Origin of the sequence: Vibrio sp. B1FLJ16, from assembly GCF_905175385.1 — a bacterium.
Classification (GTDB): domain Bacteria; phylum Pseudomonadota; class Gammaproteobacteria; order Enterobacterales; family Vibrionaceae; genus Vibrio.
In genome coordinates this window covers 1,547,658-1,571,250 of record NZ_HG992749.1, presented here as the reverse complement: position 1 = coordinate 1,571,250, position 23,593 = coordinate 1,547,658, and the positions used below count along the sequence as shown (strand labels likewise).

General features: G+C 42.0%; 23 protein-coding genes. 8 read left to right on the top strand and 15 right to left on the bottom strand.

Annotated features, from left to right (window positions below):
* Positions 1-75 precede the first annotated feature (75 nt).
* Genes ccoP through ccoN form a run of 4 tightly spaced genes read right to left on the bottom strand, consistent with a single transcriptional unit; the run spans position 76 to position 3,294 of the window.
* A complete protein-coding gene (ccoP, locus tag KHN79_RS07080) occupies positions 76-1,050 on the bottom strand; it encodes a cytochrome-c oxidase, cbb3-type subunit III (protein WP_182007816.1) in 975 nt (324 codons plus the stop codon).
* A complete protein-coding gene (locus tag KHN79_RS07075; protein ID WP_182007817.1) occupies positions 1,050-1,223 on the bottom strand; it encodes a CcoQ/FixQ family Cbb3-type cytochrome c oxidase assembly chaperone in 174 nt (57 codons plus the stop codon). Before KHN79_RS07075 ends, ccoP begins: the two co-directional genes overlap by 1 nt.
* A 9-nt stretch (positions 1,224-1,232) precedes the next feature.
* The gene (gene ccoO / locus KHN79_RS07070; RefSeq protein WP_182007818.1) at positions 1,233-1,853 is read right to left on the bottom strand and encodes a cytochrome-c oxidase, cbb3-type subunit II; all 621 of its coding nucleotides are present in this window, start codon (positions 1,851-1,853) and stop codon (positions 1,233-1,235) included.
* Between the two features lie 13 nt (positions 1,854-1,866).
* A complete protein-coding gene (gene ccoN / locus KHN79_RS07065) occupies positions 1,867-3,294 on the bottom strand; it encodes a cytochrome-c oxidase, cbb3-type subunit I (RefSeq protein WP_182007819.1) in 1,428 nt (475 codons plus the stop codon).
* 256 nt (positions 3,295-3,550) lie between these two features.
* Here ccoN and KHN79_RS07060 point away from each other — a divergent pair, with 256 nt between their 5' ends.
* The 6 genes from KHN79_RS07060 (at position 3,551) to KHN79_RS07035 (ending at position 10,539) form a co-directional block, all read left to right on the top strand.
* Positions 3,551-3,907 carry a hypothetical protein gene (locus KHN79_RS07060; protein ID WP_182007820.1) on the top strand — a complete coding sequence of 119 codons (357 nt, stop codon included), beginning with the start codon at positions 3,551-3,553 and terminating at the stop codon, positions 3,905-3,907.
* 113 nt (positions 3,908-4,020) lie between these two features.
* Entirely contained in the window at positions 4,021-5,202 is a 1,182-nt protein-coding gene (locus KHN79_RS07055; RefSeq protein ID WP_182007821.1) for an FIST N-terminal domain-containing protein, read from the top strand.
* Entirely contained in the window at positions 5,192-6,928 is a 1,737-nt protein-coding gene (locus tag KHN79_RS07050; RefSeq protein ID WP_182007822.1) for an ATP-binding protein, read from the top strand. The genes KHN79_RS07055 and KHN79_RS07050 overlap by 11 nt, the downstream gene beginning before the upstream one ends.
* Positions 6,929-7,209: 281 nt before the next feature.
* Positions 7,210-7,620, top strand: coding sequence for a hypothetical protein (locus KHN79_RS07045; RefSeq protein WP_182007823.1), 411 nt, complete (start codon positions 7,210-7,212; stop codon positions 7,618-7,620).
* Complete coding sequence (locus tag KHN79_RS07040; protein WP_182007824.1) at positions 7,617-7,919, top strand: hypothetical protein; 303 nt, start codon at positions 7,617-7,619, stop codon at positions 7,917-7,919. Before KHN79_RS07045 ends, KHN79_RS07040 begins: the two co-directional genes overlap by 4 nt.
* 1,189 nt (positions 7,920-9,108) lie before the next feature.
* Positions 9,109-10,539: an endo alpha-1,4 polygalactosaminidase gene (locus KHN79_RS07035; protein ID WP_182007825.1), complete on the top strand. Its 1,431-nt coding sequence runs from the start codon at positions 9,109-9,111 to the stop codon at positions 10,537-10,539.
* A 75-nt stretch (positions 10,540-10,614) separates the two neighbouring features.
* Here KHN79_RS07035 and KHN79_RS07030 read toward each other — a convergent pair whose 3' ends face one another.
* The 4 genes from KHN79_RS07030 to matP form a co-directional block, all read right to left on the bottom strand.
* A complete protein-coding gene (locus tag KHN79_RS07030; protein WP_182007826.1) occupies positions 10,615-10,965 on the bottom strand; it encodes a RidA family protein in 351 nt (116 codons plus the stop codon).
* Positions 10,966-11,010: 45 nt separating this feature from the next.
* Positions 11,011-11,337, bottom strand: a complete 327-nt coding sequence (locus KHN79_RS21595) for a hypothetical protein (RefSeq protein WP_244812538.1) — start codon at positions 11,335-11,337, stop codon at positions 11,011-11,013.
* 115 nt (positions 11,338-11,452) lie between these two features.
* Positions 11,453-11,764, bottom strand: a complete 312-nt coding sequence (locus tag KHN79_RS07025; protein WP_182007827.1) for a DUF3634 family protein — start codon at positions 11,762-11,764, stop codon at positions 11,453-11,455.
* Positions 11,765-11,774: 10 nt separating this feature from the next.
* Positions 11,775-12,224, bottom strand: a complete 450-nt coding sequence (gene matP, locus KHN79_RS07020; protein ID WP_182007828.1) for a macrodomain Ter protein MatP — start codon at positions 12,222-12,224, stop codon at positions 11,775-11,777.
* A gap of 211 nt (positions 12,225-12,435) precedes the next feature.
* Between matP and KHN79_RS07015 the strand changes: the two genes are divergently transcribed.
* Positions 12,436-14,076 (top strand): Lon protease family protein, encoded by a 1,641-nt coding sequence (locus KHN79_RS07015; protein ID WP_182007829.1) that lies wholly within the window; start codon positions 12,436-12,438, stop codon positions 14,074-14,076.
* 70 nt (positions 14,077-14,146) lie between these two features.
* Positions 14,147-14,665, top strand: a complete 519-nt coding sequence (gene fabA, locus KHN79_RS07010; RefSeq protein WP_182007830.1) for a bifunctional 3-hydroxydecanoyl-ACP dehydratase/trans-2-decenoyl-ACP isomerase — start codon at positions 14,147-14,149, stop codon at positions 14,663-14,665.
* A 132-nt stretch (positions 14,666-14,797) separates the two neighbouring features.
* Here the strand turns inward: fabA and rmf are convergent, their stop codons facing one another.
* From rmf to pyrD, 7 genes are all read right to left on the bottom strand, one after another.
* Positions 14,798-14,971 (bottom strand): ribosome modulation factor, encoded by a 174-nt coding sequence (gene rmf / locus KHN79_RS07005; protein WP_014231881.1) that lies wholly within the window; start codon positions 14,969-14,971, stop codon positions 14,798-14,800.
* 170 nt (positions 14,972-15,141) lie between these two features.
* The gene (locus KHN79_RS07000; RefSeq protein ID WP_182007831.1) at positions 15,142-16,866 is read right to left on the bottom strand and encodes a DUF3466 family protein; all 1,725 of its coding nucleotides are present in this window, start codon (positions 16,864-16,866) and stop codon (positions 15,142-15,144) included.
* 7 nt (positions 16,867-16,873) lie between these two features.
* Positions 16,874-18,793, bottom strand: a complete 1,920-nt coding sequence (locus KHN79_RS06995) for an ABC transporter ATP-binding protein (RefSeq protein WP_182007832.1) — start codon at positions 18,791-18,793, stop codon at positions 16,874-16,876.
* Positions 18,771-19,013 carry a glutaredoxin family protein gene (locus KHN79_RS06990; RefSeq protein WP_182007833.1) on the bottom strand — a complete coding sequence of 81 codons (243 nt, stop codon included), beginning with the start codon at positions 19,011-19,013 and terminating at the stop codon, positions 18,771-18,773. The genes KHN79_RS06995 and KHN79_RS06990 overlap by 23 nt, the downstream gene beginning before the upstream one ends.
* 13 nt (positions 19,014-19,026) lie before the next feature.
* Positions 19,027-21,150, bottom strand: a complete 2,124-nt coding sequence (gene rlmKL / locus KHN79_RS06985; protein ID WP_182007834.1) for a bifunctional 23S rRNA (guanine(2069)-N(7))-methyltransferase RlmK/23S rRNA (guanine(2445)-N(2))-methyltransferase RlmL — start codon at positions 21,148-21,150, stop codon at positions 19,027-19,029.
* Between the two features lie 526 nt (positions 21,151-21,676).
* Positions 21,677-22,219 carry a cell division protein ZapC gene (locus tag KHN79_RS06980; protein WP_182007835.1) on the bottom strand — a complete coding sequence of 181 codons (543 nt, stop codon included), beginning with the start codon at positions 22,217-22,219 and terminating at the stop codon, positions 21,677-21,679.
* 167 nt (positions 22,220-22,386) lie between these two features.
* Complete coding sequence (gene pyrD, locus KHN79_RS06975) at positions 22,387-23,397, bottom strand: quinone-dependent dihydroorotate dehydrogenase (RefSeq protein ID WP_182007836.1); 1,011 nt, start codon at positions 23,395-23,397, stop codon at positions 22,387-22,389.
* Positions 23,398-23,593: the final 196 nt, after the last annotated feature.

The following is a 23,593-nucleotide window of genomic DNA, read 5'->3' as shown; positions in this document are numbered from 1 at the left end:
TAGGAGGCTTTAAATTTAAAGGAAAGACAGCCCCTATGAAAGGGGCTGTTATTGCTATGTTACTAAATAGACTGGTTACTTATTCTCGGAGTTGCTTAAACTCCAGACATATGATGCAACGAGCTGAATCTTGTCTTCACCCAGAATATCTTTCCAAGCTGGCATAACGCCCGAACGACCATTCATCACAGTTTCAGTAACAGCTGCACGTGAATCACCAAACAGCCAATCCTGGTCAGTCAGGTCAGGTGCACCAACTGCTGGGTTACCCTTACCATCTGTACCGTGACACGCTGCACATACAACAAAGCGAGCTTTACCTGCTGCTGCTTCACGAGCATTCACTTTACGTCCAGAAAGGCTCAGCGCGTAGCTAACCACTTCTTGAACGCCTTCTTCACCAAGCGCATCTTTCCATGCAGGCATTTGGCCAACACGGCCATGCATGATGGTAGTTACGATTGCTTGCGGTTCACCGCCATATAGCCAAGCGTCATCAGTCAGGTTAGGGAAACCTTGCTGACCACGAGCATCTGAGCCGTGACATTGTGAACAGTTTTGCAAGAACAAACGTTGACCAACTTTAAGTGCTTCAGGATCTTGAGCAATTTCAGGAACAGGGCGTAAGCCGTTTTCGTTATGCGCAAGTTTGCGGAATGCTTCACCAAAGTAAGCATCTGCATCATCCAGCTCTTTAGCGTATTGGTTAAGCTGTTTGTTCGTTTGTGCTGCAGCAATGGCTTGTTTTGACTCTTCTAGAGAGCGAACTTCTTGAGCCGAGCTTTCCCAGTTTAGGAAGCCTTTAAAGCTACCCAGACCAGGGAACAGAGCTAAGTACACCGCAGAAAATACGAAAGTACTAACAAAAAGGTATGTCCACCACTTAGGTAGCGGGTTGTTTAGCTCGCGAATACCATCGTACTCGTGGCCCATGTCAGCTCCTTCCTCAACGCCCATTTTATCTTTAGAGCACCAAGTCAGGAGGATTGCACAGCCCACTAGCGTACCGATAGTAATCACGATAATCCAGAGACTCCAGAATGTAGTCATTACTTCTTCACTCCTTGATTATGTGGGGTAGTCTGTTCTTCGTCGGCAAAGACCAAGTAAGCATCTTCTTCGAAGCGTGCTTTACGCTTCTTACTGAATGCCCACCAAACGATGCCAATAAAACTAGCGAAGAGCACAACGGTATAAACACTATGAATCGTACCGAAATCCATAACTCCCCCTTACTTCATTGCATGACCAAGAGACTGAAGGTAAGCGATGATTGCATCCATCTCTGTTTTACCTTCTACTTCTTTAGTCGCATTCGCGATTTGTTCATCGGTATATGGAACACCAAACTGATCACGGAATAGCTCAAGTTTCTTCTGGGTTAGTTTACCGTCTAATACGTTCTCAGCTAACCAAGGGAAACCCGGCATGTTTGATTCAGGAACCAACTCACGTGGATCAATCAAGTGAACTCGGTGCCACTCGTCAGAGTAACGACCGCCTACGCGAGCCAAATCTGGACCAGTACGCTTAGAACCCCATAAGAATGGGTGTTCCCAAACACTTTCACCGGCAACAGAGTAGTGACCGTAACGCTCAGTTTCAGAACGGAAAGGACGAATCATCTGGCTGTGACAAACAGTACAGCCTTCACGGATATAAATATCACGACCTTCCATTTCTAAAGGAGTATAAGCGCGCAGGTTTTCTACAGGCTCAGTAGTTTGTTTTTGGAAAAGCAGAGGAGTGATCTCAACAAGAGCACCCCAGCTAATAGCAAAAACGATGAAAATAGCCAACAAACCGACATTACGTTCTAGGATTTCATGGCGATTATTAGAATTATTACTCATTCTTTAAATCTCCTTATGCCGGATGCGGGATAGCCTTAAGGCTTTCTTTTGGCGCAGTAACAGTTTTGTACGTGTTGAATGCCATTAGAAGCATACCTGACAGGAAGATGAAGCCTCCCAAGAAACGTACAAAGTAGAACGGGTATGATGCTTCTACAGACTCAACAAAGCTGTAAGTTAGTGTGCCGTCAGAGTTAACTGCACGCCACATCAGGCCTTGCATTACACCAGAGATCCACATCGCTACGATATATAGAACCGTACCGATTGTTGCTAACCAGAAATGCACGTTGACCAAACCAACAGAGTACATACGTTCTTGGCCGAACAGACGAGGTACCAAGTGGTAAACTGAGCCGATAGAAACCATCGCAACCCAACCTAAAGCACCAGAGTGAACGTGACCAATGGTCCAGTCTGTGTAGTGAGAAAGTGCGTTTACTGTCTTGATTGCCATCATTGGGCCTTCGAAGGTAGACATACCGTAGAAAGACAATGAAACAATTAGGAAACGTAGGATTGGGTCATAACGAAGCTTATGCCAAGCACCAGATAGCGTCATGATACCGTTGATCATACCACCCCAAGATGGAGCGAACAGAACCAGTGACATCACCATGCCCAGAGACTGAGTCCAGTCTGGCAGAGCAGTATAGTGAAGGTGGTGTGGACCTGCCCAAATGTACAGCGAGATCAAAGCCCAGAAGTGAACGATAGATAAACGGTAAGAATAAACAGGACGTTCAGCTTGTTTAGGGACAAAGTAGTACATCATACCCAGGAAACCAGCGGTTAGAAGGAAACCTACCGCGTTGTGTCCATACCACCATTGAACCATTGCATCCACAGCCCCGGAATAAATCGAATAAGATTTACCCAACGAAACAGGGACAGCCATGCTGTTCACGATGTGAAGTACTGCTACGGTGATGATAAACGCGCCGAAGAACCAGTTCGCCACATAAATGTGGGACGTGTTACGTTTTACCAACGTTCCGAAGAACACCACTGCGTATGAAACCCATACAATCGCGATTGCGATATCAATAGGCCATTCCAGCTCAGCATACTCTTTACCTGAGGTCATCCCCATAGGTAAAGTCAGTGCTGCTGACAGAATAATTGCTTGCCAACCCCAAAAGGTGAAGGCAACGAGTGGGCCACCAAAAAGACGTGTTTGACACGTACGCTGAACAACATAATAAGATGTTGCGAACAGGGCACTAGTACCAAACGCAAAAATTACCGCATTAGTATGCAGCGGACGTAAACGACTGTACGTCAACCACGGCGTATCAAAGTTTAGCTGTGGCCAAACTAATTGAGCGGCAATCAAAACACCAACAGCCATACCAACTATGCCCCATAAAATGGTCACAAGGGTAAATTGGCGAACGACTGTATAGTTGTAGTTTTGTTCAAGCTGCTTTACTTGGCTCATTTGCATGCTTCCAATTTCTAATTAACTACACTTTACTTCCAACACGACTTGCGTCGTAATACCACCCAAGTAAACTTTAGAAACTAAGTGTTATCATCACTTTATTCCTATCGCTGACTTTAATAAAAAGTGGTATTTTCAGGCCGACACTATACTCGAATTAACAATTCAATGACAGGGTAGTAACCTTATTGGAGCTAGGGAACCCAGTTTTTATTTAAAAAGTTTGAAGTTTGTAACAAGGATATTGGTAATTATGCCGGCACAAAAGTTAACAAAGGCGCGACTCGCACAAATCTTAATCATGCTCGTGGTTTTGGTCGTCGCATTTTTCTGGCGAACCTTTACGCACGAGACGCCTGGTCGATTCGACTGTTCACAAAAAGAACGATGCGATGTAACAATTTCAGGTGAGATAATTACAATTAATCGTAATACGAATGGAATTTTAATCGAAACACCAAAAAGTAGCAGTCTAAAAATTGATCTGGATCAATCTGGTGTATTTATAAATGCTAACAATAAACATCAATTATTCGAATGGAAATCCATCTCAAACAACAAAATAATTAACCTGAAAATAAATAAAAGTACTGTGAGCGTTCAGCTATAAATAGGATATACCGCACGATAATTAGAACTTCTTTCAGAAAACCTTGCCTTGTTGCTTATCGGTAATGAGGTGTAGTGGTATAACAATATAGTCAAAATTAATAATATAAGCGTATGCAGTGCCAATCAGTTTTTACTCATATCACCGATGAACATACAGCCGTTAAAGCGCTACGCTCAGAACTGGCCTCAAATCACCTGGCATACCTAGTATGTTATTACACTGAAGAGTACGACTGTGAAGTCATTCGTTCAGCACTTTTAGAACAGTTTCCTGGCATTCCTTTCCATGGCTCCAGCTCTTGTCAGGCAGTAATGACCGACCAAGGATTTCATTCCGGTCCTGTCATTGCTGTTTTAGCTATCTATGATCCGGGCCCGCATGCGTACGGGACTGGGATTTCCCAAAACGCTCAAAGCGAAGGGGTTATGGAGGCGTTGGATATGGCCCTTGAGAGTGCAAATAGAATAGGGGAAGCGCCTGACTTAATTCTTCTTCACGCGACGCCCGGACAGGAAGAATCTATTATCGAATCTGTGGATGAAAGGTTTGGCACTCTGATACCAATCATCGGTGGTTCTGCAGCAGACAATAACATCGTTGGGAAGTGGTCAGTCATTACCACTCAAGGACATACCCGAGATGGAGTAAGCCTCACACTGTTCTATTCCTCTCAACATGTCGATGTAGCTTTTAGTGCAGGACATTCGCCTACCAACATCAAAGGTACTGCGACTAAAACGAAAGGCCGATGTCTTCTGGAAATTGATGGCGTACCCGCATTAGAACGCTATCGGCAATGGACAAATCATCAATACAATCAAAAAGATAAAGACCCGTTTTTATTTACTAATTCCAGTGCTTATCCACTCGGTAGAATCGCTGGTTACCTTTACGACAGGCCTTACTATAAACTATCTCACCCTATACGAGAGACTAAAGAAGGTGGAATCGAACTCTTCACGAATATTGATGAAGGTGATGAACTTACTTTGATGAAAGGGAATCGCGAACATCTATTGGCTCGAGCTGCGAAAGTAGTAAACATCGCATTCAACCAAAAGTTAGAAGAGTCTCGAAAAATTGGTGTTATCAACATATTTTGTGCCGGTCCTATGTTGCACTTAAAGCAGGACATGAATAGCGTTTGTGAACAAATCAACCAAGAACTTGATTCCCTACCATTTATTTGCCCGTTTACGTTCGGGGAACAAGGACGATTTATCGGTGGTGAAAACGGACATGGGAATCTAATGATCTCATCGGCGATATTCCATAAACCTTATGAAAGATAAATATTTAGATACGTACCAGCAGGAAGCGCTGCAAGAAGCGTTGGTTGAACTCCAACAGGCAAAGCAGAGGGAAAAGCTATTAGCAGATGAAAACAAAGCAATTCTCTCTGCAATATCGGCGATGAGTGAAGCCAGACATAGAAATGAGATTTTCACCGGACTAAGGACAGTCTTAAAAAAGTACATCAATTTTGAAGACTTTATCGTTATCTCTCGCGATGAGAACAGACAAACATTCAAAACCTTAATTTCAACCAATAGGGTATTCGATAAAGTTAAATGGTTACAGGGTAACACAATGGAGCGAGCCCTTAACGGCGAATGTATTCTGTTGTTCGAACCATTGAGACTAGATGAGTTCTCTAACTTAAATGTTTTCGTTAAGAGTCATGTGAATTCAGTAATTATGACTGGGATACGTTCTGAAGTAACACAGAGCATCATCTTGTTGATAGGTGCACAGAAAGGGCACTTTAGTATTGAAAACAAAGAGACTCTTAGGCGTTTTCGTCCACTGATTGAACGTGCTGTTATCGATATTGAAACGAAAGAAAAGTTACAACGTATTGTTGATGTTAGAACCACGCAGCTTGCCAGAGCCCGCGAAGAAGCCGAACTGGCCAACCAATCGAAATCTGAATTTTTAGCGATGATGAGCCATGAGGTCCGAACGCCACTCAACTCTGTTTTGGGTATGCTAGACATCCTTAGGCAATCAACATTATCAAATGAGCAGTTCGAAGCACTCTGTCAAATGGAATGTTCAGCAGAGCTTCTCCTCGCCATCATCAGTGACATACTCGATCTATCCAAAATAGAATCGGGGAGCTTTCAGCTAAATGAACAGTGGATCAATTTAAGTGACACTGTAATGTTTGTAATTTATCAACAAAAACAAGTAGCTAAAAACAAAAATCTCGAATTTCATCTTAAATGTACAATAGCACCCGACAAACAGTATTGGATCGATTCGACAAGATTATCTCAAATTCTATTTAATCTGATAGGAAACGCTATTAAGTTCACTGATAGCGGTACCGTGAATGTTTCGGTATTAGACCAGAAAGATGAGCTGGTTATTTCCGTATCTGATACGGGGATTGGGATTTCCAAGTCCAAACAATCTCGACTCTTTACGGCATTTCACCAAGGTGACAGATCGATAACCAGACGTTTCGGTGGCACGGGATTAGGCCTTGCTATCACAAAGCATTTAGTAGAAATGATGCGTGGTACTATTTCTGTAGAAAGTGAAGAACACGTAGGTTCATCTTTTATCATCCGGATTCCAGTTTTAACCCGTTTTAGTCAAAATCGACCAGTGAAATTTGAAACGAGCGGGCCTACGAAAACACTAAACTTATTAATCGTAGAAGACACGCATTCAAACCAACTTGTTATCAAATTAATCCTGAACAAACTGGGTCACAATGTCCATATCGCAAGTCATGGAGCCGAAGCATTATCTTTCTTAGAAAATCACGATGAAACTATCGATATGATATTAATGGACGTGTCTATGCCAGTAATGGATGGCATCACTGCAACTCGTCTAATTAGAGGAAGAGGAATAACCATACCGATCATCGCCTTGACGGCTCATGCCTTAGAAAGTGATCGGGACAAATGCTTGGAAGCTGGGATGGACAGCTTTATTTCTAAACCAGTTCGCCGACAAGATATTTACGAAGCCATACAAATGTTTGTGGGAAATGAAGAGTCTTAATATAGATCTTAACAATCGATAGATTATTAAGATCTATATTAAGTATTTTATGGTAAATAGCGATTATGTTTAATCACGGCTTCAAAATCCCAGATGAAATTCAAATAGTAGCGGGATAGGAGGCTAAACTATAAAGATTTGGCGTAGCGTTATATTGTATTTAACATAACACATATAATGCGCACCAAATCTGTTAGAGCAATTTAGTAATGTCAGGTTTTAGCTACTTTAAAATGTCCTCCTAAGATTAACAACATTGTTTGCTTTTGAGGCTTTAACAGATGTTGATTACTATGAGTGAAAAAGATATTTATCGATTCAAGGTTCTGGCTGACGTCCGTGAACAGCGATTACGTCAAGTTGATGTTGCGGTTATTCTGGCTCAAAGGATCACACATGCGGCTCATGACCGTCCAAGCAACTGTCGTTACTCTGAAGACTTTAAAGCTAACATACAAAAAATCATTCACGAGCATTACTCAGATTTCTCACCAGCACTTGCTCTAGAGAAGCTCTCTGATCAACACAACCTCGTTGTATCTAAAGAGACTCTTCGCCAATGGATGATCGCCGGCGGACTTTGGGTTCCGCACGCTAAACGCAAACTTCGAGTTTACCAACCTCGTTACCGACGTGATTGCTTAGGCGAGCTTGTCCTAATTGACGGCTCGCACCACGATTGGTTTGGATGAACTTACGATTTAGTGAAACCGAGTCCGCTTTTGATTGCATGCTAACAACGATAGAATATCTCAATGAACTCGGTAAACCAGTAGCGTTCTACAGCGATAAGCACTCGATTTTTCTAGTCAACCAGGAGAAACACAAGCAAGTTGGTCAAACCCAATATGGCCGAGAGTTAAAGGAGTTAGGTATTGAACTTATCTACGCTAACACTTCGCAAGCCAAAGGCCGTTTGGAACAGGAAAATAAAACGTTACAGGATCGCTTAATTAAAGAAATGTACTTGCAAGGTATTGATATTATATAAGAAGTTAATGTGTAACTTCCCTACTTCATCGCTGATTTTAATCGCTATTTATGCAAGCCCGCTCATTATCTAAAAGACATGCATCGCAGAGTTCGGGAAGCAGCCGAAGAACTGCACGACATATTCAGTTGGCCGGAAATTCGCAAGCTATCTAACCCATTGACTTTCCAATATGACAAATTGGTTAATTTCATTGAATGTTCTGAAATTCGATATAATCTTCAATAATTTGAAGTGTATTTTTAAATTTAACCTTCATGAAACAGTTGGTTCTAGCACTTAGGGAATATAATTAGATTCATTAAGAAAAGTATGATTTAAAAGCTACATTTTTAATTACTCTTATTTTGCATTTATATTTTTTAATTAAAGTAAAAAACTCATAGTTACGGTTTCGCTTCGGTCTAAGAAGAAAGGTACGGTTCGAATCCCTACTCGCTGTGTAAAATGCCAATAGTCTGGTTTCGATGTTTTTCTCGTCAATTTTTTCAGATTTAGTTGATGCTTTCTTATTTAACTATGGTTGGTACTACACTCAACGCATTTGAGAATAATAACCTTACTATTCGCGCTGGATTAAAGCGTTTGGTTCGCAACGTTCATAGGCTTTTCGAGAGTAGAAACAATGTAGACAACTGTTCAAGGCATTGCTGAAACATAACCTTAATCGATAAATTGCCTCGTTGAATTCACACTAGAAATCAATAACCTTGATATCAACTAGTTTCTTAGGGTGTTCATCCAATATGCGCTTAGTTTTAAACAAAGGCCGTTTATATAAATCAATTTCTTATTTAATTCATAAGTTTTTCATTAACAATATGTGTTTGAACACACATTTGGTCTCCATCTTCGTAATATATCACTCTGTTTTTTATATCAAAAACTAATTTAACTTTAAATTGACCTAGTTTGTTTGAGTTTTAAACAATTTAACTGGTAACATTATTCCGCTTCATGAATTAAAGCGTATTCATATACGTTTATGAATACGCTGTACGTTAAATTATATAAAAACATCATGCAAACATAATAAATACTTTAACCTCCTCCCTTAAGATAATAATCTAATTTATTTTCTACTTGGCGAATTTTTTCGTCAGGGGAAGTTATTTTTGTTATTTAATCTTTAACTCAATTTTATAGGTATTAAGTTGAAAAAATAAATTTTACGCGAACTGAAAATAAAATGAACCAACTCACTAAATTTAGTATGGCAGTTTTGGCTCCTTTTTATTTATTTGCAAATCCAGGTATATCCATTGCTGCAACAGATAATTTAGTTGCTGTAAACGATTACGTTGAAATCACAGAAATAACCAAAACTACGATCAACGTATTAGGCAACGACACCTATGCTACAAGCCCAAGGATTACCGTCACTCAGCCTTCTCGCGGAAAAGCTCGTATCAAAAACAACGGTAAGATAGTCTATTCACCTAACAGAAAGTTTAAAACGACAGACTCATTCACATATACTATCAAGAGCGGTGGTATTAGTTCGACTGCGACGGTTAATATAGCTCTAGTTTCAGACGATATCATTATTGATACCGGTACTGATAATAATACCGATGGTACAGACAGCACTGATAATACTGGTACAGATACCGGAACCGACGGTACAGACAGCACTGATAACACTGGTACAGATACTGGAACTGACGGTACAGACAGCACCGATAACACTGGTACTGATACTGGAACTGACGGTACAGACAGCACCGATAACACTGGTACAGATACTGGAACTGACGGTACAGACAGCACCGATAACACTGGTACAGATACTGGAACTGACGGTACAGATAGCACTGACAATACGGGAACTGATAGCAGCAGATGGGTTCCTGCTCCAGGTACAACATGGACGTGGCAACTTGAAAACTACAGCAACCTGACCATTGACCCAGAAGTAGAAGTTTACGGCGTTGACCTTTTTGATGGCATCGACCAAGGTGTAATTTCAAAACTAAAAAACCAAGGCAAGAAAGTAATCTGTTACTTTAGCGCTGGTACACGTGAAGATTGGCGACCAGACGCTAACGACTTCTCTGCGGATTCTGTGATCGCAAACGGCGAAATGCAAGACTGGGCTGGTGAAGTATGGTTAGACATCAGCAACCAAACTGCATTAAACGATAGCATCAAACCAATTATGGCGGCGCGTATCGAGCTTGCTGCTCAAAATGGATGTGACGGTGTAGAACCAGACAACGTTGACGGATTTGAAAATACAGAAGAAACTCAAGGTTACATCAGCTCAGCTGATCAGCTAAGTTACAATAAATGGCTTGCGACCACTGCGCATGAGAAAGGTTTAAGTATCGGCCTTAAGAATGATGTTGGCCAGACAGACGAACTAGTCGACTATTTTGATTATGCAATCAATGAACAATGTTTTGCTTACGGAAATGAGTGTACTACGTACGAAGACAACTTCCTAAAACAAAATAAAGCCGTATTTAACCAGGAATATTATACTCGTGGTAAAGGCGGTGAAATTGACGAATATACATTCCAATACACAGCATGTCCTTACTTTAAAGATGTAAAAATTTCATCAAACTGGAAAGTTGGATATGCGCTAGATGGCAAAGAAGTTGTTCGTTGCGAATAAATAAAACTTCTTTATCTTAGCTATTAATACTCGACCAGCAGCCTATGCTGGTCGACTTTTATATGTCGAGATACTTTAACCTCTTATGGCTGTAACTGTAACTTCAATAAGAACGTCACCTTCTAATGCTACGCCGAGACAAGCTCGCTGCGGCCAGTTTTCTGGGTAATCGCCCAACCATTTGCACCAAACGGAATCCATTTTGTTTTTATCTGACATGTTGGCGATATATACCTGAGCGCTGACGATTCTCGTTTTGTCTGAACCTAGCTCTTTCAGGTTTTGTTCTATCTTTTGCAAGGTAAGATGGGTCTGACCTGTAATATCGAGAGTTGTATCTGCTGCTGTGGCTACAGTCCATACTAAGTCTTTATACGCTGAGGACTTGTTTCTACCCTGGAAAGCACCCTGCTTTCTTTCTATCATTACGCTGTCCATAAATAAATTCGTTACTCACTTCCAAAATAAAAACTAATTTGTCGAGATATGAAGCCGTATGTATTTCTCTGGAAATTTGTAGCTATACCGCTTGCCCACTTTTAAGTTCGATTTGATGTAACGACAAACAGTTTGGTCTCCAGTCCCTGATACTCGTTTGATTAAAGCTTTACTTCCTTTGTGTTCCATTTCTATCATGACGTCACAGTATCCCTGATAGTTGTCGAACTTTTTACTTACTTTACTTTGCAGTTGTTTTTTAATTTTTTTAGCGACTGGGTTAGATTCAGAATCATCAGAAAAGGCTGACTGACTCAATAAAATCAGAGCCAGTAAAGTGACAACGTAATTAATCTTCATTTGGATGGTTAGGTCTATAAATCATAAGCCTATAGTGATTTTATCGTTGGTTAAATACAAAAATGGGACGCTAATTTGCGTCCCATTTAACATGAACTAGTAATTGGCATGTAAGCTAAGCGTGCTTCTTACCTTTTGCCGTCTTAAAGCCTTGGTGCGGGAAAACATTTCTTATTCTTTGCTGGGTTTTCTTTGGTACTGCTTTAGAGAAAACCAAACGCATTCCAGTACGCTGATTATAGACTTTCAGTTCGCCAGTAAATGGATTGTGTTCACTAATATCTTCCAGGTTGTGTTTGAAAGAAGGAGGAATATGGCCTTTTACTTTACTGATACGTCCATTTTCAAACGAAACTTTAAGGACTGGACGGTCAACAGCAATCAGCCAAAAGATAACTACAGCGGCAATCAATATTACGTATAACATTTAATGCTCCTTAACTGGATAGCAACTTATTCAAATCTTCTTTTATGGAAGTGACCTTCTGACTGGCCTTTTCGCTTCTCGATGCCTCAGAAACTAAATATTCAATTGCATCAGAAAGCGTACAACCGAGTTCGTTTGCCCGGTTTGAAAGTTTTTCCCATACCCGGTAATCCAGGTCGATGGATTTCTTTTTGGTATGAACTTGCTCAGCATTGAAATGACGCTTTCGTTTTGCTCGTATCGCTTGCTTAAGCTTGTTATCAAGCTCTTCAGACATGTGGTTCTCTATCCACTTCAGAACCTGAGTAGGCTCGTGTTCAAGGCGTCTTAGCTCTGCTACCGCGGCGTCTGCTTCACTGGAATCAATATGACGTGTAATTGCTTCACCATCTTTCCATTTTTTGATCAGATAGTTCCACTTCCACCCACATTCCAAATTTTCAAGTTGCTGATATTTCATCCTTTCCGACCTATAAACCATATCTAGTGACAGCGTAACCCAGATAAGTAAAATCAGCAAATAAATCTCTTAGAAGTATCGAGGTTGATCACTCATTTGTCTATCTCTTACACATTGAATCTTCTCTATTTTGTGATTGATCAAATTGGGACTAGGGACTTATTGACCGTTTCGCTATAATGTCGCCAAGATTGAATTATGATGAATTTTGATGAACCAACTTAACTGGCAAGACGTTACACCCTCGTTCGACCAATACGAAGCATTATTAGAGTCTGCTTCGACACTACCAAAGAAAACTTTTGTTGATCTGCAGCCACGTATGTCAGCAAGCATATCTCGATTTACAAAAATCAGTGGTCTTACCCGTATCCTTCTGATTAATTGTGTAGATAACTCGATATACCGTGGTTTTATCGGTGCTTCGGTTGAACAAAGCGCTTCTTCCCCAGTGGTTAAAACCGAGTCTCTTGATGTAAAGCGCTTATTCGATCGTTACAGTATTGCTGAAAACGGCGAAGTTACGATGGAATCGGGACTCATCGCTCAAGCGGATGGCGGTTACCTTATGGTTCCCGCAAATTTAATTCTGGCAAACCCTGGTTCCTGGCCAAGTATTAAGTCTGTGATTCAAAAGCAGCCACTTATTCCGATGAACATGAGCCCTACCCGCATCGCCGATCCTGCTGTTACTGTAAATACATATGATGTAAAGCTTATTGTGACCGGCGACAGAAGTCAGTTAGCAGAACTTGAGTATGTCGATGAAGACTTCACTTCGGGCTTGAGCATGTATACCGAAGTTGAAGAAGACATTCATTTGTCTCAGGATAACCTGGCTGCTTACTTAGGGTTTGTGAACTGGGTATGCAGTGAATACAAACTGCCAGCTTTAGATAAAAAGGCCTATCAAAGACTCATGCTTGCTGGTATGCGTGAAATGGAAGACCAGCATTATCTTCCCCTTGGCGTGATGTGGCATTGTCAGCTACTGTCGCTTGCGAGCCAGTACTGTGAAAGTGATGTTATTGATTTTAATGCAATAGATAATGCCATTGATGACAAATACTATCGCGAGTCTTACTTACCACAACGTGCCGTATACGATATTCTTGATGGACAGGTGATCATCGAAACAACTGGCGAGCAAGTAGGACAAATTAACGGCTTGACTGTCATTGATATGGCTGGACACCCTGTTTCGTATGGTGAGCCTGCACGTATTTCTTGTGTGATTCACTTTGGTGATGGCGATGTATCTGACGTGGAGCGCAAAGCCGAACTGGGCGGTAATCTGCACGCTAAAGGTATGATGATCATGCAAGCATTTTTGAGTGCTGAGCTAAATCTTGATGAACCATTGCCTTATTCTGCTTCCATTGTGTTCGAACAGTCCTATAGTGAAGTAGATGGAGACAGTGCTTCTCTCGCTGAACTGTGTTGTTTAGTGAGCGCATTGTCTGAGTGCGCTGTGAATCAGCAGATTGCCGTAACAGGTGCAGTAGACCAGTTTGGTCGTGTTCAGGCTGTTGGTGGCTTGAATGAGAAAATTGAAGGCTTCTATCAGGTGTGCAAGCATCAGGGCTTTACCGGACATCAGGGCGTAATCATGCCAGAGTCTAACCTCAAGCATCTGGCTCTTCATAAAAGCGTGATAGAAAGCATTAAAAATGGTGAGTTTAATATTTGGGCAGTTTCTACTGTCGATGAAGCCATCCCTATCTTGATGGATAAACCATTCAGAGGCGAAGACGACAGTATCATTGGAAAAATTGCTGAACGTATTGAAAACTTTGAAAGACATGAACACGCAGAAGGAATTGTGCAGCGTATCAAAAACTGGTTTGTTTAGTACTGATCGGAGTTGTTTAGCGTACACGTGTTCACTAACATGCATCTGTCAAAAATTGGAGTGATTGATAATGCAAAACAAACGTGATTCTTATAATCGTGAAGATCTTCTAGCTTCGAGCCAAGGTGAGCTTTTCGGTCCGGGTTACCCACAACTACCTGCGCCTAATATGCTTATGATGGATCGTATTACCAAGATGTCAGAAACGGAAGGTGACTTTGGTAAGGGCTTAATTCTAGCGGAATTGGATATTACTCCGGATCTTTGGTTCTTTGATTGTCACTTCCCTGGTGACCCTGTAATGCCTGGCTGTCTAGGCTTAGACGCAATGTGGCAACTTGTAGGCTTCTTCCTAGGCTGGGTTGGCGGAAAAGGTAAAGGCCGTGCTCTGGGTGTAGGTGAAGTGAAGTTTACTGGTCAGATCCTGCCAACAGCGAAAAAAGTAACTTACGAAATCCATATGAAGCGCGTAGTAAACCGTAAACTGGTTATGGGCTTGGCTGATGGCCGTGTATGCGTTGACGGCAAAGAGATCTACGTAGCAAAAGATCTTAAAGTTGGTTTATTCCAGGATACTTCAAGTTTCTAAGATCCTGCTTTCTACCATTCTAAAGGCGTCCCTAGTTGGAGCCTTTTTTGTGCTTGTTCGTTTAACCTTTCTCTAAACGTAGAAAAGGCTCTTATCAGAGCCCTTTCAAATCCTTATAGTTGTATGTGGGAGTTATTTGTAGAGACCAGAGTTTTTTTCATCCCTGGCATCACGCCAACCACCTAACCAATACGACCGAGCATCAACTTGTTGATATGGGCAAGCCTCTTGGGACCTTCCATTCAACCCAGCTTTATAGCCTTGAGATTGAGCTCGTTCTAGGCGATCACGCTTTTGTCTCTTCATAGGTAATTCCTCATACAGATCCATTTAAAAATTGCTTCTGTTTTTGTGAAACTTTGATGGAGTTTTTATGACTCCACCTACAAGAATCGATCAGGTTTGAGAATTTCTCAAGACATAAAAAAAGCACAGACTCATTTCTGTGAGTCTGTGCTTGAATTGAAATTTTTTGACTATTTTCTGCGGAACCCAAACAAACCAAGCATGGTCAAAGCTAACCAACCTAGGCCGGCACCTTCACGTGTTGCGCTCTCTGATTCTACGCTTCGAGTGACAATGTCATCCTGTGTCTTACCACCAAGTGGCAGTAGTTTTACAGCAACAACCGTTTCAGTATCATCACAAGATGCGTTGTGAGCGGTTGAGTTATATCCGCCTGCACACTTAAACGCAGTACCTGAAATAACCCCAGCATCGTTGATGTCAGTTGCATCGATAATACGGAATTCGTTATTACCTTCAGAAATATCGTCGTCACTATCACCATTCGTCAAGTCATCTAAGAACCATGCTTTATTCTGAAACAGTGATAAACGTTCAGATACCGAGCTATCTGCGTTGTATGGGTAAATAAAGCCGCGTTTACGACGTGGCTTACCATCATCTTCACGTGTGGAGTCTGCATCTAACTGGCCGACAATTTCATTGTAGGCGTTAATAGCGCCCATTTTACCGCCGGCGCCGCTAAAGAAGATGCCAGAGTTTAGGTAAGTCGCACTTAAAGAGTCAGCACGAACATCGCTTACGATAAATAAACGATTAGGATACGCGCCAGATGTCGATATACTGCGCTTTGCCTCACCGATACCAATAAAGTTTTCGTTTACACCTGTTAAACGAGAATTCGAGTGAATGTTGTCACCGTCTTCTCGTTGGCGCGCACCAGCAACTACTTTACTTGACCATGTCACACCGTCTGCAATCGAGGTTTCTGATTGCAAAGACCCGACAAATACAGCTGCGTTTAACTGGTTGCGATCTGAATCGAATGTATTATAACCAACACCGTATACTGTGGTGCCGTCTACGATAAAGTCACGCATACTGCCCTGAGCAAGTCTCTCGTCCTCATCAAAGTCATCAGTCTCCCAAGATATCTCTGATTCGGTGCCCGTCTGGTCCCAAATTGCCGCTTTAGAGGTGTGATGCGTACCGTTAGTATTAGTTGCAGAGCGAGAAATACTACCTACAGTGAAAGTTCCGTCTGTTTTCCATGCGTGACTTTCAACAACGCCTGAATCAGTTTCAACGACAGCCGGAACTACCGGAGCAACAATTTTATTTCGAGTTTCTAAACTCGAAGAGTCATCAGGATCAATAATACTTTGGTTACCAACTGCTTGACCGTCTTCAGTTAAGCTGTTGATGACATTATTGTATTCATTGACATAAGCTGCACTATCACCTTCAACAAATGCTAAGGCATTGGAGGTAAAGTCTTTGTAATAATACTCTTGACGCCAAGGCGCGTAGTTCACCGAAGCCCATGTCTCACAAGTGTTGTAGCCCAAGTGATAGTAACAGTAGCTTTCGAAGTCATCTTCATCATCTACATACGCAAAACGAGCGTCCATCGCAAATGGCAATTCTTCTCGATAGCTAATACCGTCCACTGCCTGACCAGAAGATAAAGGTGTTGTGCGAGTCTCAACAGCTAGCTTAAATTGCTCTTCGGTACAGCCTGCAGCTGAATCAAAGCAGCCAAGAGCTGCTGCAGAGCCTGATACTTCTACATCACCTTGCTGAATAGCAACACCGTAAGCAGTCTGATAATCGACGACGTCACCATTTACCTCAGGTGATACTTCGATAACTTGATACAATGCGGCATTTGCGCTCATTGATGAACCCACCATCATCGCGATGGCAGTTAGTTTGAATTTGTTACGACAATTCATTGAATTCTTAACTATCCTGTTGCATTGCTTCGAGTTCTTCCCATCTCTCGAATGCGATTTCCAACTCCTGCTCAACAGCAGCAAGCTGTTCCAATACCGGTTGAGTTTGCTCTACAGACTTAGTGAAGAACTCTGGATCGTTCACTTGTTCTTGCAAAGTCTCAATATCCGATTCTAATTGCTCTAGTTTAGCCGGAAGAGCTTCTAATTCTCTCTGCAGCTTATATGATAATTTCTTCGAGTTGTTCTTAGGCTGAGGTGTTTTGGGAGTCTCCTCAACCACTTTCTCTTTATTCGCTGCTTTTTCAGCCGACTGGCGCGCTACAAGTACCTGCTCACGTTGCTGTCTTGCATCATGATAACCACCAACAAATTCTTCAATGATTCCATTACCTTCGAAGATCCAACTTGTTGTAACTGTATTATCAACGAACTCACGATCGTGACTTACTAATAGTAGCGTACCCTGATAATTGGCAAGCATTTCTTCTAAAAGTTCCAACGTTTCGATATCTAAATCGTTCGTTGGTTCGTCAAGAATAAGTAAGTTGTTTGGTTTCAGCAAGATACGAGCTAATAATAGTCGGTTTTTTTCACCACCGGAAAGCGCTTTTACAGGCGTTCTTGCACGTTTTGGTGCAAATAAAAAATCCTGTAGATAACTAAGAGCATGGCGCTGACGGCCTCCGACCATTACTTCCTGCTTACCATCAGCTAAGTTATCAATAACCGTCTTTTCCGGGTCTAAAATTTCACGGTACTGATCGAAATACGCAACTTCTAGCTTAGTACCGCAGTGCAAGCGACCAGATTGTGCTTCTAGCTGACCAAGCAATAACTTAAGTACTGTACTCTTACCACAGCCGTTCGGACCGATCAGAGCGATTCGGTCACCACGCATAATATTGAAACTGAAGTTATCGACGATCTTCTTGCCTTCATAAGCAAAGGCGACGTTTTCGGCTTCAAATACGATTTTGCCTGAGCGAGATGCATCATCAATGTTCAGGTTTACTTTACCTTGTACTTCTACACGGCTTCGACGCTCTTCACGTAGCTTCTTCAGAGCACGCACACGGCCTTCGTTACGGGTACGACGGGCTTTAATCCCCTGACGGATCCACACTTCCTCTTGTGCAAGTTTCTTATCGAATTCTGCATTTTGCATTTCTTCGACACGAAGCATCTCTTCTTTTTCTGTTAAATAATTGTCGTAATCACCAGGGAAAGAAGAAAGTTGGCCACGATCCAGATCCACAATACGAGTCGCCATCGACTTAATGAACGCGCGATCGTGTGAAATAAAGATGATCGAGCCTTTGAAATCTTTAAGGAAGTTCTCAAGCCACTCAATTGTGGTTACATCTAGGTGGTTAGTAGGCTCATCAAGAAGCAATACATCTGGGTCACATACAAGCGCACGAGCCAACGCGGCTTTACGCTGCCAACCACCGGACAGGTCGCTGAGTTTAGTTTCAGCGCTTAGCTTCAATGCAGTAAGAACGTTTTTAACCCTGTCATCAAAACGCCAGGCATTGGAATGGTCTAGTTGCTCTTGGATCTTAGACAAACGATTAATGTTCTTTTCGCTTGGGTCTTGCGCCACAAGATCGAGAAGATCGTGGTAGATCTTTAATTGCTCACCGACTTCCGCTAAACCGCCAGATACGTATTCGTATACAGTGCCTTCCTGATTTCGAGGTGGATCCTGCTCTAGACGTGAAACAACAACATCTTGTGTCACCTGAATTTTGCCGTCATCCAGCAGGATGTCACCAGCAAGCACTTTCATCAACGTTGACTTACCGGCACCATTTCGCCCAACTAAACAAACACGTTCGTTTTCTTGCAAGGCAAATTCTGCGTGGTCGAGTAGCGGATGATCTCCGAATGCCAGCTGTGCATTATGAATGGTAAGTAATGCCATTTTTTTCCAACCATTTTGTAAGTTGCTCTATGTCGAACGGCCAGTTCAACTCAGATTCTTGATATTTGAGTACGGGTATTGTGACGCCGTAACGAGAAAATAGTTCATCATCGAATGCAATGTCGACAATATCGGTCTGTTCGGCCAGGCCCACCTGACCTACCAGAGCAAATGCCATCTCACATAGATGGCACCCCTCTGTGCTATACAATGTCAGCACGTATTAAATCCTTTTACTCTGCGTGCGTTACCAGCCAACAGTTATGAATCTGTTTGTTACGCGAAAAATCCAATGGCAGTGTCTGAGACGAAATATTTTGAGCCTTCAAACCCAGTTCAGCCAGCGCCTCTTCATCCATCTTAAAGTGACGCTTATTGTTTGAGAACACAATCGTCCCTTCACTTCTTAACAGACGCTTCAAATTCTTCATCAATTTAATGTGATCGCGTTGAACATCGAATGAAGTATCCATACGCTTTGAGTTCGAGAATGTTGGTGGGTCGATAAATATAAGATCGTATTCACCTTTTGCATTCTCTAACCATTGCAGGCAATCCGCCTGCTCGTAGCGATGTTGACGCCCTACACAGCCGTTAAGCTGCATGTTGTCTTTTGCCCAGTTCAGATAAGTATTAGACATATCGACTGTCGTTGTAGAGCGAGCACCACCTACAGCAGCGTGAACCGTCGCACTACCTGTGTATGCAAACAGGTTAAGGAAATCTTTCCCTTTTGCCATTTCACCAAGACGACGACGCGTGATTTTATGATCAAGGAAAAGACCTGTATCAAGGTAGTCGTGAAGGTTTACGATCAACTTCACACCGTACTCATTTACCTCAAGCGTTTCTGAAACCTGACCCAGTTTTTGATACTGGCTGCGGCCTTTCTGTTTCTCACGAACTTTAAGTACGACTTTATTTGCTTCAACGCCAGTCACTTGAATCGTAGCGCGGATGATGTCAGTCAAACGACGTTTGGCTTTTTCTTCAGGGATATTCTTCGGCGCAGCATATTCTTGAATAACGATTTGGTCTCCATACATATCGATAGCAACGTTATATTCTGGAAGATCTGCATCGTAGATACGGTAGCAATCTAGCTCTTCTTTACGAGCCCACTTACCGATTTTGCCAATGTTCTTTTTAAGACGGTTTGAAAAGTCCGGTGCGATTTGTACGTTAGTATCCGCGCCTTTCACTTCTTCAGCACTACGCTCTGAAATGCTGTAGTTTTTCTGGTGACACGGTAACGCACCGTTATTCAGCTTGAACTGTTTGTCCGCACGCATGCGCAGACAACTAAGCAACTCATCAGAACTGGAGAAAATAGAGGCTTTGCAACCACCAAACTCAGACTTCAGCTGCCCACCGAATGCTGTGTATAGCGCAATCAAGCCTGGCTCAGTACCTAAACGTTCACCGTATGGCGGGTTTGAAACAATTACGCCATTTTCAAAGCCAGTCGGACGGGTAATCGTCGCTGCATCACCTTGAGCAAATTCAATCAGCTCTTCAACACCTGCTCTACGTGCGTTGTCTTGCGCCACTTTCAATACTTTAGGGTCGTTATCGAAGCCGAAAAACTTAGCGTCAACTTTTTTGACGCCACGGCGAGCCTGTACATTTGCTTCAGATTTTATCTCTGCCCATGTATCTGCTTCAAAATCTTCTAGTGACTCAAAACCCCATTGTTTTCGCTTAACGCCTGGTGCCATATTTGCCGCCATCATAGCGGCTTCGATAAGCAATGTACCTGAACCACACATTGGGTCGAGCAGTGGCTGGTGGCCATCCCAACCACAACGCATGATGATAGCCGCTGCTAGTGTTTCGCGCAGAGGTGCACGACCCGACTCTGGACGGTAACCACGTTGATGGAGTCCACTACCGACCATATCAACACCAAGCAGAGCTTTATCTTTGTGCAAACGAACATGAACGCGAATATCCGGGCGCTCTTTGCTGATGTTAGGACGTGGTAAGCCTTTCTTTTCAAAGCAGTCCACGATGCCATCTTTTACTTTCATCGCGCCGTATTGACTATTACGGATTTCGCGGTTTGTACCGTTAAAGTCGACAACGAAACGCTTTGAGCTGTGGAATTGGTTCACCCAGTTAATCGCAGATGTTGATAGGTACAAGTCCATATCATCATTACAGGTGAACTCGGATAAAACACGTACAAATCGAGACGCCAAGCGGCTCCACAAACAACAGCGATAAACTTGTTCGTTTGTCGCTTTAAATTTTACGCCTGCCTGTACTGGTTTCGCATTTTCGATGCCTAGTTTAGTCAGTTCTTCAACAAGCAAATTTTCCATGCCATTTGAAGTTACCGCGAGATATTGATTCATAGTGTTCTTTCGCTGATAAAAAATGGTTTCAATTATACCTGACTTTACGATCAATGCCTCGTTTTTAAAGGCATTTCCCTATCTATTAGAACAAAGACTCACCAGTTAAGTGATCTGAAACTTCCTACATTTTAAATCCGCCAAGAAATTCCTCTATCTAAACAGTAAACGCAAACCACGTAATCAAAGCGATAGTGAATACTTATTTACCATTATTTTGGTGTATACCAGTTGTAATTTGATGTTGTTATTTAATTACATTTAACGCTTAAAGAGGAATAAATAGGTAATTGTTAAGTGTTCGGTTGCTTAACTTTAGAGAAAGCTAAGATAAAAAAAGTGAGATAAAAGTGACCCGCTTCATGGTTCCATGCGCGATAAATGTACACTTGCAGAAGTGGGATGACAGAAGATAACGATATTAGGGGCAAAAAAAAAATCGACCTGAAAAGGTCGATTAAGGCAAACAAAGGAACGAAATAAAGAAATTAAATTGAATTAGCTGATCATGTTTAGCCAGCTATATTTAACCAACCATAGCCATAGGTGCCATAACAAACAAATGACTAGCGCAGGCCATACGGTCATGCATAACTTTAATTGGTTGTCCGAACGGTAGGGATTTATTTCCATCGAGAATGAACTCATCCTGCCCAACATAAAGGCACAGACTGGACGTTTCTCCTAGCTCCAGGACGATGAATACGCCTTCAGAATGTTGATTAGTCAGGAACACCATGTCCCCTTCTTCTGGCTCATACCCAGTAGATTGAGCGTCGAAAAACCAGCTCTTTGGTTGTACTGGTTTATGGAAGCGTTTTGCCGCTACACAGTACAGTGTCAATTCTGCCTGGCGGTATTGATTGATGTCGAGACAGCGAATACGTTCATTGAAAGTCTGGAACGCACTGGCATCATCTACAGTGAATTCATTATTTGAGAAGGCACAGTTAACTAACAGCTTTCGGGACAGATTGGTTTGGAAAATCATATCCTCCCCCAAGTCCAGCATTAAACAAGCCTTCTGCTCATCATAATACCAATTCCATTTGTCGCTGGGTTTAAGCATTATTCCGTTCTCTCTTGACTAGTTAAATCCGTGGTAAAGAGGTAAGACGCTTAATTACCTACTCATAATTCCCCCAATTCTACAAATCAACAGACAAAAAAAAAGAGGAAACAATATCCTCTTTTTTTGTAATAACTACTGAAAACTCAGCGATTTGTTAAGACGGCTTATAGATTTTTAACAATATCACGTACTAAACCTGGGCCGTGATAAATAAAGCCGGTGTAGACTTGAACTAATTGTGCACCGGCCATCATTTTCTCTTTCGCAGCTACGTAAGAGTCGATGCCACCAACGCCGATAACAGGAATTTTATCTCCAAGCTCATTGTGCAGCTTACGTACAACTTCTGTCGAACGGGACTGAACAGGACGGCCACTTAACCCACCCGCTTCATTCGCGTGTTTCATTCCTTCAACAACCGTACGATCCAAAGTCGTATTAGTTGCAATTACACCATCAATGTTGTTCTTAACCAAAGAATCACAAATCTGGACGATCTCATCATCACTCAGGTCTGGTGCAATCTTAAGAGCTAAAGGTACATACTTACCGTGTTTCTCAGCAAGCTCTGCCTGTTTCGCTTTTAACTCGGAAAGCAGTTCATCTAATGCTTCGCCATACTGGAGAGAGCGTAATCCCGGTGTATTTGGAGAAGAGATATTCACCGCGATATAACCTGCGTATTCATACACTTTTTCCATACAAATCAGGTAGTCTTCTGCCCCTTTCTCAATCGGCGTGTCTTTGTTTTTACCGATATTGATACCTAGCACACAGTCGAACTTTGCTTTCTTAACGTTTTCAACCAAGTTATCAACACCAAGGTTGTTAAAACCCATACGATTGATGATACCTTCAGCTTCTACCAGACGGAACAAACGTGGTTTATCATTTCCCGGTTGAGGACGCGGAGTTACAGTACCGACTTCAACGAAGCCAAAACCCATAGCATCAAACGCTTCGATACATTCACCATTTTTGTCCAAACCAGCCGCCAGACCTACAGGGTTACGGAATGTTATTCCCATGCACTCTACTGCGCGATTTGGTAGTTGTTGACGATAGAAAAGATCAAGAGGAGTGCCGTTAAAGCGTTGGAAGTTCTTAATTGCAAGATCATGTGCCTTTTCGGCATCAAGTTGGAAAAAGCCAGTTCTGGCTAGACGGTAAAGCATTGTGCCTCCGAAAGAAAAAAGCCCCGTGTAAACGGGTCAGTATTATTTACTTTTTTCAGTCGTAATTCAATCAAAATGCATGAATTAAGTAAAAACATATTTCTCGAAAATAAAAATCACATCATATCAATAAGTTAATCAAAAATATCAAACTCAAAAATCATAACAAATATCAATATAGCAATCGATTTCAGCG

Coding starts and splice junctions, on each gene's coding strand:
- ccoN (WP_182007819.1), bottom strand. CDS start 3,294: ATGAGCCAAGTAAAGCAGCTTGAACAAAACTACAACTATACAGTCGTT.
- KHN79_RS07030 (WP_182007826.1), bottom strand. CDS start 10,965: ATGATAGAAAGAAAGCAGGGTGCTTTCCAGGGTAGAAACAAGTCCTCA.
- KHN79_RS07025 (WP_182007827.1), bottom strand. CDS start 11,764: ATGTTATACGTAATATTGATTGCCGCTGTAGTTATCTTTTGGCTGATT.
- matP (WP_182007828.1), bottom strand. CDS start 12,224: ATGAAATATCAGCAACTTGAAAATTTGGAATGTGGGTGGAAGTGGAAC.
- KHN79_RS06995 (WP_182007832.1), bottom strand. CDS start 18,793: ATGGCATTACTTACCATTCATAATGCACAGCTGGCATTCGGAGATCAT.
- KHN79_RS07060 (WP_182007820.1), top strand. CDS start 3,551: ATGCCGGCACAAAAGTTAACAAAGGCGCGACTCGCACAAATCTTAATC.
- KHN79_RS07075 (WP_182007817.1), bottom strand. CDS start 1,223: ATGGATTTCGGTACGATTCATAGTGTTTATACCGTTGTGCTCTTCGCT.
- KHN79_RS07045 (WP_182007823.1), top strand. CDS start 7,210: ATGTTGATTACTATGAGTGAAAAAGATATTTATCGATTCAAGGTTCTG.
- KHN79_RS07055 (WP_182007821.1), top strand. CDS start 4,021: ATGCAGTGCCAATCAGTTTTTACTCATATCACCGATGAACATACAGCC.
- KHN79_RS06980 (WP_182007835.1), bottom strand. CDS start 22,219: ATGCTTAAACCCAGCGACAAATGGAATTGGTATTATGATGAGCAGAAG.
- KHN79_RS07040 (WP_182007824.1), top strand. CDS start 7,617: ATGAACTTACGATTTAGTGAAACCGAGTCCGCTTTTGATTGCATGCTA.
- KHN79_RS07050 (WP_182007822.1), top strand. CDS start 5,192: ATGAAAGATAAATATTTAGATACGTACCAGCAGGAAGCGCTGCAAGAA.
- KHN79_RS07015 (WP_182007829.1), top strand. CDS start 12,436: ATGAACCAACTTAACTGGCAAGACGTTACACCCTCGTTCGACCAATAC.
- KHN79_RS21595 (WP_244812538.1), bottom strand. CDS start 11,337: ATGAAGATTAATTACGTTGTCACTTTACTGGCTCTGATTTTATTGAGT.
- ccoP (WP_182007816.1), bottom strand. CDS start 1,050: ATGACTACATTCTGGAGTCTCTGGATTATCGTGATTACTATCGGTACG.
- KHN79_RS07000 (WP_182007831.1), bottom strand. CDS start 16,866: ATGAATTGTCGTAACAAATTCAAACTAACTGCCATCGCGATGATGGTG.
- ccoO (WP_182007818.1), bottom strand. CDS start 1,853: ATGAGTAATAATTCTAATAATCGCCATGAAATCCTAGAACGTAATGTC.
- fabA (WP_182007830.1), top strand. CDS start 14,147: ATGCAAAACAAACGTGATTCTTATAATCGTGAAGATCTTCTAGCTTCG.
- pyrD (WP_182007836.1), bottom strand. CDS start 23,397: ATGCTTTACCGTCTAGCCAGAACTGGCTTTTTCCAACTTGATGCCGAA.
- KHN79_RS07035 (WP_182007825.1), top strand. CDS start 9,109: ATGAACCAACTCACTAAATTTAGTATGGCAGTTTTGGCTCCTTTTTAT.
- rmf (WP_014231881.1), bottom strand. CDS start 14,971: ATGAAGAGACAAAAGCGTGATCGCCTAGAACGAGCTCAATCTCAAGGC.
- rlmKL (WP_182007834.1), bottom strand. CDS start 21,150: ATGAATCAATATCTCGCGGTAACTTCAAATGGCATGGAAAATTTGCTT.